Raw genomic sequence first — 10,757 nt, forward strand, 5'->3', positions numbered from 1 at the left:
CCCCCAACCCCATGGGCCCACCCACCAAATGCCGCCACGGCTGGCCCGCCCAGCACGAACAACTGCAGGTAGTGCCCGATCCGCGTACGCCACGCCACGCGGAGAGCCGCCAAGTACGCAGTGGGCGACCACCTACAGTCGCTCGTGCCGCCCACCACCGGGCCACTGGCCGCGTGCGTTCTAGAGTCACCAGGTGAACTGGCCTACCACCGCAGCCGAGGCGATCGCCGTACAGGAGGAGCTCCGGGAGCAGGTCGACCGGAGCGATCACGGGCGCGCGCCGCGGTTTGTGGCTGGGCTGGACGTCCAGTACGACGGGGATCGCCTCGCGGCCGCGGTTGTCGTACTGGAGTGGGCGACGCTCGCGGAGGTCGATCGAGCGGTGGTGCCCGGTACGACGAAGTTTCCGTATGTACCGGGGCTTTTCGCCTTCCGCGAGGTGCCGGCGCTGCTCGACGCGCTTGAGCAGCTGACCAGCACTCCCGACCTGCTGGTGTGTGACGGGCAGGGTGTCGCGCACCCGCGGCGGTTCGGGCTCGCATCACATGTGGGTGTGCTGACTGGGATCCCGGCGATCGGAGTCGCGAAGACGGCGTTCGTCGGAACGCACGCTGACCCCGCCTCGGCTCGTGGGTCGACCGCCGAACTGGTGCTGGACGGCGAGGTCGTCGGAGCCGTCGTACGGACTCAGGACGGAGTGAAGCCGCTGTACGTGTCGGTCGGCCACCGCGTGAGCTTGCCGACCGCGATCAGCCACACGCTGCACCTGAGCCCGCGCTACCGCCTGCCGGAGACCACGCGGGCCGCCGACAGGCTGTGTCGCGACGCGCTCTAGTCGCGCGCGGTCTTGCCGGGCAGCGCGAGCATCCGGTCCAGCGCGATCCGGGCATAGCGCTCGGTGTCGGCGTCGACCTTGATCGGGTTGACCACGTGACCGGCGACCAGGTTCTCGAGGGTCCAGACCAGGTGCGGGAGGTCGATCCGGTTCATGGTGGCGCAGTAGCAGACCGTCTTGTCGAGGAAGACGATGTTCTTGTCCGGGTTCTGCTTGGCCAGTCGCTGCACCAGGTTGAGCTCGGTCGCGACCGCCCACGACGTCCCGGGCTCGGCCGCCTCGACAGTCTTGATGATGTATTCGGTCGACCCGACCAGGTCGGCCTTCGTCACGACCTCGTTCCGGCACTCCGGGTGCACAATCACCTGTACGCCGGGAACGCGCGACCGGACGTCGTCGACCGACTCCGGGGTGAAGCGGCCGTGGACCGAGCAGTGCCCGCGCCACAGGATCATCTTCGCCGCGACCAACTGCTCGCGGGTCAGTCCGCCGTTCGGCTTGTGCGGGTCGTAGACGACGCACTCGTCGAGCGAGATGCCCATCTTCATCACCGCGGTGTTGCGCCCGAGGTGCTGGTCGGGCAGGAAGAACACCTTCTCGCCCTGCTCGAACGCCCATTCCAGTGCGACGTCCGCATTGCTCGACGTACAGACTGCGCCACCGTTGCGGCCGCAGAACGCCTTGATGTCGGCGCTGGAGTTCATGTACGTGATCGGCACAGTCGTGTCGGCGATACCGGCGTCGGCGAGCGCCTCCCAGGCCGCCTCGACCTGCTGGATGCGGGCCATGTCGGCCATTGAGCAACCGGCGGCCAAATCCGGCAGGATCACCGTCTGGTTGTCGTTGGTGAGGATGTCGGCGGACTCGGCCATGAAGTGCACACCACAGAACACGATGTACGGCGCATCCGGCCGGTTGGCCGCGTCCCGCGCCAGCTTGAACGAGTCCCCCGTGACATCGGCGAACTGAATCACTTCGTCCCGCTGGTAGTGGTGACCCAGCACGAACACCTGGTTACCCAGCGCAGCCTTGGCTTTCAGCGCCCGCTCGACGAGATCCGGGTCGGAGGCCGGCGGCAACGCGCCGGGGCATTCGACGCCCCGCTCGGAGTGCGGATCGGTGTTCTGACCCAGGAACAACAACGGCAAAGACTTCGGCCCATCGGCAATCGTCGTCACGTCAACCATCGTCGCACGTTGCGAGGCCCGGTCACGTGGCCGACGTCACTGCCCGGATCCTGAAATTCAACGAGAAACCTGGACTCCGGCGTACCAGTCGGCCAGCAGGTCTGGCAGCCGATCCGGTCCCCATCGGTCGACCGGCGTGATGCGGCCGTCGAGGGAGGCCAGGCCCTTGGCCAGCTCGCCGACCACGTCGCCGCGCCACGGTACGGCGACGCCTTCGCCGGGACCGACGATGACCGAGGGCCCGCCGCGGTCCAGGCAGACGACCGGGCAACCGGAGGCGAGCGCTTCGGTGACCGCCCAGCCAGCCGCTTCACGCAACGAGGGCGCGAGGACGGCGTCGGCGCGGAACATCGCGGCGAGGACGGACTCGCGCGGCAGCTGGCCGGTGAACTCGACCCGGTTGCGGACGCCCAACTGAAGCGCCAGGCGTTCGGCACGCTCCCAGTCGGGGCCATCGCCGATGATCCGGAGCTCCCAGTCCGCCGCTTCGGGGCGGGCCAGCGCGCTGATCGCGAGCAGGACGCCCTTCCACGGGATCAGCCGGCCCACGAACAGGGCCGTCTTCGTCCCGGGCGGGCCGAACGGTTCGTACGGCCCGGAGGCGGTGAAGCGGCTGATCGCGACATTCGGCTGGACGACGATCCGCTGGGCGTACGGCTGGAAGACCTCGGCGACATCGTTGTTCTGGGCAACCATCAGGTCGGCGGTCCGGGCCGCCTTGCGGCCGGTCAGCCGACGGCGGATCCCCGTGTAGACACGGCGAACCAGCTCGCCGGCCACACCCCGACCGCCGAGCCAATGCGACATCGACAGCGGCGCGGTGGTGGATCCACCGACCGGCCCCCAGATCACCTTGGCCGACGACGGCTGCACCACCCCGGCCGCCATCCAGTCGACGGCGAAAGTCAGGTGGTGGATGACGTCGTACGAGTGTTCGGCGTGCAGCCGGCGCGCGGTCTTCGCGGCCAGCCGCTGCCACAGCGGGTAGTACCAGTAGACGTCGGCCGGCCGCCGGCGGAGTTTCAGCACCCACTTCGGCAGCTCCAGCGGTACGACGGTCAGCCCGGGGATCGGCCGGAGCGCAAGCTCCTCGGCGATCTCGTGCGCGAACTTGCCGCGGGTCAGCAGCCAGACGTCGTGGTCCCGCGCGGCGGCCTTGCTCCAGGCCCAGCCGGCGCCGGGCTCCGATCCGCCCTGCGGCCGGCAGGCATAGGCGCTGATCAGGACCTTCGGCCGGCTCGGCATCAGTTCAAACCCTCCAGCAGGCGGCGCAGATCGGTACTCGAAGTCGAGGCCGTGTAGGGGAAGTAGTGCACCTGCGCTCCGACCTCGCCGAGCAGTCGCTCGAGCCGGAGACCCTTCTCGGTGCCCTTCCAGTCGTCGCCCTTGAACAGGACGTCGTACCGGAGCTGTTTCCACATCTCGAACTTGTCGCTGGACCAGTCGCTGACCACCTGGTCGACCAAGCCGATGGCCCGGACGACCTCCATCCGCTCGTCGTGCGGAACCACCGGCGGCCGGCCCTTGATCCGGGTCACCACGTCGTCTTCGACGACACCGGCGATCAGGTGATCGCAGTTCTCGCGGGCCCGGCGCAGGATGTTCAGGTGCCCGATGTGGAACATGTCGTAGACACCCGGCGCGTAGCCGACGACACCCATCAGCCGCGCACCGGCTGCAGAGCGGCCATCTCCCGGTACCACTTGACGACGGCCGCGGCCAGGAACAGCAGGTTGATCGCTAGCAGAGCGCCGTACAGAGCGGCGAACAGCGACGGGATGCCGAAGGCAAGGAAGACCAGGCACAGCACGCCGTAGTCGGTCGGTGCGATCAGCAACGACTTCAGCACGGAATCGCCACGCACGTTGGGCTTCTGGACACCACCGTTGCCGCGGCGTAGCTGGTCGATCAGGATCAGCCCGAAGAACAGCACCGAGGACAGACACAGATAGGCCAGCGGGATGAGCAGGATCAGCTCGTTGCTGAAGGCATCGAACCGATAGAACGACACCAGTACGGCGCTGTGCAGCAGCACGATCTTGACCGCGTCGATCATATGGTCCAGCCACTCACCGAGCGGCGAACCGCCGCCTCGCAACCGAGCCAGCTGCCCATCGGCCGAGTCGAGCCCATACCCGGCAACCAGCAGCAAGGTCACCGCCACCGCCAAGCCGAACGACGGCCGAACGGTCGCGATCAGCGCGATCCCGGCCAGCGAGCAAAGCCCGCTCGCGATGCTGACCTGATTCGGTGTCCGACCGCCGAGAAAAGCAGCCGCGGCAAGGACTCGCCCGATCCGGCGGTTCACGAAGCGCGAGTACGCCGGCGTCCCGGCCGATGGCTTCTGGGCCTTGGAGAGGCGGGCGACGACCTCGCCCAGTGAGCCGGCGGTCATGCCACCGAGCTGCGGGACTGCCGCTGGTCGATGGCTGCGCGCAGAATCGTGCTCCGCGACACCCGGGCAACCGGCAGCTCCTGCAGCGACTCGACGGCCACACCGCTCAGGTCGTCGACACCGAGAATTCCGTCTAGATCGGCCGCGAACACCAGCGCGCCGGTCAGAACCTGGGCGTCGTCGATGACCACCACTTCGTCGACCGCCCGCAGGTGCTCGATGATCTGGACCCGCTCGACCAGCGGCACGAACGGCCGGGCGCCCCACGCGTCCACCGCCCACTCGTCGGTCAGCACGCCGACAACCAACCGGCCACAGGCCGCGCGGGCCCGCTCGAGCACGTCGAGGTGCCCGACATGGAAGAGGTCGAAGACCCCGGCCAGATATCCGATCTGCGGCAAAACGTGTTCCCCCTGCGGCTCCCCCACGGAGCGTTCTGTTGCGCGGCCGGGTCGTTGCGAGACCTGACCTTCAGCGGTGACCCTATACCCCTGCGTCACGACGTGCCCAGCGTCCCTTCCGGCCGCGGCCGTGTTCGGCGATCGCGTCCGTGTAGATCTCCTCCGTGGCCGCGAGGTCGCGGGCCGGGGTGAAACGGTCGAGATAGACCTGCCGGGCCCGTTCACCGAAGGCTACCGAAGTCGCCGGATCGGTCACCAGCTCGATCGCTTTGCGCAGACTCTCGGCGTCGCCCGGCTCGGCCAGCACACCGGTCTCGCCGTCGTCCACCAGCTCCGCCAGCGCGCCGAGCCGGGAAGCGACCACCGGAACGCCGTGCGCGAACGCCTCCACCACCACGAGTCCGAAGGTCTCATACGAACGCGCCGGCACGACGACGGCGCGCGCGGTGCGAAGAACTTCCATACAAGCCGACCAAGGTTGTTGCCCAAGTACCTGAATCGACAGGTCTTGCCGGGCGCGTTCCTCGGCCTCGGCCCGCAGCGGACCGTCCCCGATGATCACCAGCTTGCCCAGCGAGGAATCCCAGGCCCGCAACAGATCCGCGAATCCCTTGTCCTCGACCAGCCGTCCGAGGAACACCACCGCGTCCCCTGGTCCGGTCCGGACCTGGCCGTCGTGCGGCACCGCGTGCGGCTTCACGACGATGCGGTCGGCCTCGAAACCGTGAGCGACGTACCGCTCCTTCACGAACTCCGACGGCGCGATCAACGTAGTGACGTAGCGCTGCCAGGTGTGCAGGGTGTTGTGCAGACCGATGCTCGTCGCCAACGGCAACGTCTGCACGCGTGACTCGCGGTAGCAGCTGTGCCGGACGCCGGCGATCGGGAGCTTGCCGACGCAGGAGTCGCACGGCCCGCCGTCGCGCTGCAGCACGGCGTTGGCGCACATCAGCCGGAAGTTGTGCAGCGTCGCCACCACTGGGAGGTCGAGCTTGTGGGCAGCGCGCAGCACCGAGGGGCTGAAGAGCGGGAACGTGTTGTGCACATGCACCAGATCGGGCCGATTTTCGTGCAATAGCCGCGTTAAATCGCGTTCGGCCGAAAATGACCAGACGGAGCGGAACGGTAACAATGCGCGATCTTTTCGCCCCATTGCGGCGATGTCGTCGCTGTTTCGGGCGTAGAGGTCGATCTCATGTCCTGAGTTACCCAGCAAATCAACCGTTTGGGCGACAACGGTGTTCTCGCCACTGGGTTGACCACTCCGGTAACGGTTGTGCAACATGGCGACCCGCATGGCACTACCTTAAGTCTCGCGGTGGCTACGCCTGGTGTCTCCAGGCCGATGTCGAACCGCAACCCCGGAGGGATCCTTGAGCAGGAAGCGCTCTACGGCGTGGTTCGCAGCGTTCATCGCTGCGGCCGTCGCGGTCGTTACGGTCGCCCTCCCGGTGATCGCACACGAGAACAACGCCACAAGTGCCGTGAAGTCACGCATCAATTCGGATCCGTCGTTCGCGCGCAGCAAAGCGCCCACGCACCACACTCCGAAACCCGGCCGTCCTGCGACCAAGGGGACGCCGTCCGCGCGACCGGCCACGAAGTCTCCGAGGACGCCTGCGGCGAAGCCGACACCGTCCGCTCCCCCGGTGACCGCACCGACGATTCCCGTCATCGACCAGGCCGCAGCCGGGCCGGCGATTGCGGGCCCGTGCCGCGGTGTCACGATCGAGCCCGGCGACGACGCTGCGTCGATCGTCAGCGCCGGAGCAGCCGGTACGACGTTCTGTTTCGCGGCCGGCGTGCACCGAATCGGTACGACGATCCGCCCGAAGGCGCGGCAGGTCCTGGCGAGCGCTAGTCGCGCCGTACTGACTGGGTCGGTTCCGTTGACCGGATGGACGCGCGACGGGGACCGTTGGGTCGTGCGCGGCGTGCTGCCGGCGGCGTACGGGAAGACCGGTCAGTGCGAGGACAACCTCGCGAACATCTGCCACCTGCGCGAGCAGGTCTTCGTCGACGGCGCACACCTGACGCGGGTCGCGAAGCTCGCCTCGGTCGCGCCGGGATCCTTCTACGCCGACTACGCCGCGGACGCCCTGTACGTCGGGAGCAACCCCGCCGGGCACGCGGTCGAGATGTCGAAGACAGCCACCGCGATCGAGTCCGCTGCCACCGGCGTTGTCGTGCGTGGGCTGACGATCGAGCACTTCGCTTCGGCACCGCAGGCCGGCGCGGTGGTGTCCGGGCCGCAGTGGAAGGTCACCGCGAACGACGTGCGCTGGAACCACGCGGTCGGCGTGATGCTGGTCAAGGCGGACAAGACCCGCGTCGAGAAGAACCTGATCCACCACAACGGCCAGCTCGGCCTCGGCCAGTACAGCTCGGCCGCCGCAACCATCACCCGCAACGTGATCAGCGAGAACAACACCGACGGCTTCTGGGTGGCCGACTGGGAGTCCGGCGGAATCAAGTCGACGCGCTCGTCCGGCACGGTCAGCAACAACGTGATCAAGGCCAACCTCGGCGTCGGAATGTGGGCTGATGTCGCTGACGACGGCCGGGTCATCAGCGGCAACAAGATCACCGGGAACGCGGCCGACGGCATCCGCTACGAGATCAGCCGCAACGGCGTGATCGAGAACAACGTGATCACCGGCAACGGTTTCGGCCGCGGCCGCGGCTCCGGTACGTCACTGTGGGACGGCGGCGGAATCAACGTGAACACGTCGACCGGCGTGACAATCCGGGGCAACTCGGTGTCCGGCAACGTCAACGGGATCACCGTGCAGTCGCGGACCCGCGGCGCCGGGCCCTGGGGCGCATACGTCCTGCGGGACATCGCGGTCACCGGGAACACGGTGACGATGACGGGCGGAACGCAGGCGACCGGCATCGTCCAGAACACCGCGGCCCCGGTGCCGACGGGTGAGGTCGAGTTCTCGGGGAATCGGTACGTGCTCGACGCGCTCGGAGCCAAGCGCTTCGCGAAGGCAGGGACCAAGCTCACCGCGGATGGTTGGCAGGACGCGGGGCTGGACACGGTCAGCACCTTCTTGGCCAACTGAACAATTACTGTTCGCAACCAATTTCGCGCTGTGTGATCGATGCCTTCCGCAACGTTCGTAAAATTGGTGCGTAAAGCAACGGAATGGGCTTGCATCGACTACGTGAAGTAGTACGCTGCTGACTTGAAGTCGCGCCTTGGGGGGTGCGCCGAGGAACTACGTTGCCCCCCGGAGGCTCCTCAATGAAAGCACCGCTCACCGTACTCGCAGTTGTTGCCACCGGCACGCTGACCGTCGCGGTCCTGACCCCCCAGGCCCTCGGCACCCCAGCCCCTGCCCCGGACAGCTCCGTCGGCATCCGCCTTCCCGACGACGCTGCTCCCGGCAACAACCTCCGCCCCTCGGCCGAGGATTCCGTGCCTCCCCCATCCGGGGACGGTTCGGAGGACATCCGGCAGGGTGACGAGCTTTTGGTGATCGGGCCCGCCGACGATCCGACGAGCACGCCTGGGCCGGTTACGCCCACGCCCACCACTCCTCCGACGCCGACCACCCCACCGACAACGCCGGATCCGACTCCGCCGCCCGCGACTCCTACCCCGCCGCCTTGTGCCGGCGTACGGATCCTGCCGACGGATGATGCGGCCAATGTCGTGACCAAGTCCCCGGCCGGGACGACGTTCTGCTTCGCCGAAGGCCTGCACCGGATCAGCCAGACCATCCGCCCGAAGGCCAACCAGGTGCTCATCGGCGACAAAGGCGCCGTACTGACCGGTTCCGTCCCGCTCACCGAGTGGGCGGCCGACGGGAGTGACTGGGTGTCCAAGGGCGCGCTGCCGCCGGCGTACGGGCAGACCGGGCAATGCGAGGACAACGTGGCGAACATCTGCTTTCTCCGCGAGCAGGTGTTCCTGGACGGCAAACACCTGACCCGCGTCGCCGCTCGCGACAAAGTTGCTGACGGCACCTTCTACGCGGACTACGCCGCGAACGCCATCTACCTCGGCGTCGACCCGCGGAAGCGGTCGGTGGAGATGTCGAAGACCGCGACCGCCATCGGCTCCCGCGCGAGCGGCGTGTCCGTGCGGGACCTGACCATCGAGCACTTCGCTTCGGCGCCTCAGGGCGGCGCGCTCGTGCTCGGGCCGAAGTGGAGCGCGACCGGTAACGAGATCCGCTGGAACCACGCCGTCGGCGTGATGCTGGTGAACGCGGACGGCGCCACCCTCGACAGCAACAACATCCACCACAACGGCCAGCTCGGTATCGGTCAGTACAGCACCACCGACGGCACGATCACCGGCAACGTCGTCCAGGCCAACAACACCGACGGTTTCTGGATCGCCGACTGGGAAGCCGGCGGGATCAAGACCACCTGGTCGAACGGCGGGACTGTCAGCGGCAACCTGATCAAGGACAACCGCGGGGTCGGCCTGTGGAGTGACGCCTACGACGACGGCCGCACGTTCAGCGGCAACAAGATCGCGGACAACGCCGCGGACGGGATCCGGTTCGAGATCGGCCGCAACGGCGTGATCGAGAAGAACATGATCACCGGCAACGGTTACGGCACCGGCCGCGGCTCCGGCCGGTCGCTATGGGACGGCGGCGGGATCAATGTGAACACCTCGTCCAACGTGGCCGTCCGCGACAACGTGGTCGCGAACAACGTGAACGGGATCGCCATCCAGTCCCGCACCCGCGGCTCCGGCCCCTGGGGTGTGAACGTGCTCCGCGACATCACCGTCACCGGCAACATGGTCACCATGCGCGGCGGCACAACCGCCACCGGCATGGTGCAGAACTCCGGCGCCGTCATCCCCGACGGTGAAGTCACCCTCAACAAGAACACCTACCGGCTCGACAGCTTGTCCTCGGTCCGCTTCCAGAAGACAGGCCGCTGGTACACGGCCCGCCAATGGCAGCAGCTCGGCCTGGACACCACCAGCACCTTCACGCAGAACCGCCTACCACCACCCAACTAGTACGACGACTCTCCGAACCGGCGCGCGAGTTGTTGGTTCGTGTCCAGCTGCTGCTCGCCGATCCAGGCGACGTACCCATCGAGGCGCAGGAGCAGGGCTGGAACATCCAGCCCAGCGGCTTTCGTCTGCGATCAGGTCGCCCCGGTCCGACTAGCCCTCGGCAGCGAGCCGCGCCCGCCACCAACCGGGGCCCCGGACACCCCGCGGGGGCCTTGAACAAGTAATTCCCTGTCCCAGCCCACCACTTCCTGTCCGCACCCCGCCCCTCGTCCCCACTTTCGCGATGCGCACCCATCCGGACACCACGCCTTGTGCACCCACCAGTCACGAACAGCTCTCGCAAACGACTGAACCGTGCACAAAGCAAGCGAGGCCAGCCGCGAGGTGGCGCTGGGGATGGGGATGGGGATGGTGGTGGTGATGGCGGTGGCAGCCCCGGTCGTAGAGAAAGCACCAGTGCTGGACAGGTTGTTGCGCCCTCGCCGCAAGTGGCGGCCGGAGACACCTTGCGGGTACCCGAGACCTGTTGCCAGCGGTCTCCGCCCTCGGCTGCCTGTCCCTGGCCCCAGTTCCCTGCCCCCGGGGCGCAAGTGGCGGCCGGAGACACCTAGCGGTTGCCCGAGACCTGGCGCCAGCGGTCTCCGCGCTGAACTTCCTTTCCCTGGTCCCAGTTCCCCGTCCCCGGGCGCATGTGGTGGCGTGGGACGGCGGCCGCTGGGGAGTTCTACCTGTCGATTTCGGTCAGTTTTGCTCCCCGGTCCGGCTCAGCAATCCGGCGCAGCGCCTCGGCGGGATGCGGCGCCACTGCAACGTCCGAGAACACGCCGACTATGCCCGCTGGTCCTGACCGGACTTGGATTCGCCCACCGACGCGGGCGGGGTGGGGTTAGCGGAGCTTGGTGACGTGGGTGATGAGGAGGTCTCGGAAGGGGGTGGAGTTTTGGAG

9 protein-coding genes are annotated in these 10,757 nt (G+C 67.7%); 3 read left to right on the forward strand and 6 right to left on the reverse strand.

Features of this window, described 5'->3' with window-relative positions; translation table 11 throughout:
• Positions 1-193: 193 nt before the first annotated feature.
• On the forward strand, positions 194-835 hold the full coding sequence (nfi, locus tag E1263_RS40290) for a deoxyribonuclease V (protein WP_132177384.1): 642 nt from the start codon (positions 194-196) through the stop codon (positions 833-835).
• Here nfi and nadA read toward each other — a convergent pair.
• From nadA to E1263_RS40320, 6 genes are all read right to left on the reverse strand, one after another.
• Entirely contained in the window at positions 832-2,022 is a 1,191-nt protein-coding gene (gene nadA, locus E1263_RS40295) for a quinolinate synthase NadA (RefSeq protein ID WP_238162015.1), read from the reverse strand. The genes nfi and nadA overlap by 4 nt on opposite strands.
• Before the next feature lie 57 nt (positions 2,023-2,079).
• Positions 2,080-3,267 (reverse strand): glycosyltransferase family 4 protein, encoded by a 1,188-nt coding sequence (locus tag E1263_RS40300; RefSeq protein ID WP_132177386.1) that lies wholly within the window; start codon positions 3,265-3,267, stop codon positions 2,080-2,082.
• The gene (locus tag E1263_RS40305) at positions 3,267-3,683 is read right to left on the reverse strand and encodes an FAD synthase family protein (RefSeq protein WP_132177388.1); all 417 of its coding nucleotides are present in this window, start codon (positions 3,681-3,683) and stop codon (positions 3,267-3,269) included. Before E1263_RS40305 ends, E1263_RS40300 begins: the two co-directional genes overlap by 1 nt.
• Positions 3,683-4,417 (reverse strand): CDP-alcohol phosphatidyltransferase family protein, encoded by a 735-nt coding sequence (locus tag E1263_RS40310; RefSeq protein WP_132177390.1) that lies wholly within the window; start codon positions 4,415-4,417, stop codon positions 3,683-3,685. The genes E1263_RS40305 and E1263_RS40310 overlap by 1 nt, the downstream gene beginning before the upstream one ends.
• Positions 4,414-4,818, reverse strand: a complete 405-nt coding sequence (locus E1263_RS40315; RefSeq protein ID WP_132177392.1) for an adenylyltransferase/cytidyltransferase family protein — start codon at positions 4,816-4,818, stop codon at positions 4,414-4,416. Before E1263_RS40315 ends, E1263_RS40310 begins: the two co-directional genes overlap by 4 nt.
• 82 nt (positions 4,819-4,900) lie before the next feature.
• On the reverse strand, positions 4,901-6,115 hold the full coding sequence (locus E1263_RS40320; protein ID WP_132177394.1) for a glycosyltransferase family 4 protein: 1,215 nt from the start codon (positions 6,113-6,115) through the stop codon (positions 4,901-4,903).
• Between the two features lie 76 nt (positions 6,116-6,191).
• Between E1263_RS40320 and E1263_RS40325 the strand changes: the two genes are divergently transcribed.
• Both E1263_RS40325 and E1263_RS40330 read left to right on the forward strand, forming a co-directional pair.
• Positions 6,192-7,886 (forward strand): right-handed parallel beta-helix repeat-containing protein, encoded by a 1,695-nt coding sequence (locus tag E1263_RS40325; protein WP_238162016.1) that lies wholly within the window; start codon positions 6,192-6,194, stop codon positions 7,884-7,886.
• Between the two features lie 182 nt (positions 7,887-8,068).
• Positions 8,069-9,811: a right-handed parallel beta-helix repeat-containing protein gene (locus tag E1263_RS40330; RefSeq protein WP_132177396.1), complete on the forward strand. Its 1,743-nt coding sequence runs from the start codon at positions 8,069-8,071 to the stop codon at positions 9,809-9,811.
• Positions 9,812-10,757: the final 946 nt, after the last annotated feature.

Source organism: Kribbella antibiotica (assembly GCF_004349055.1).
GTDB lineage: Bacteria > Actinomycetota > Actinomycetes > Propionibacteriales > Kribbellaceae > Kribbella > Kribbella antibiotica.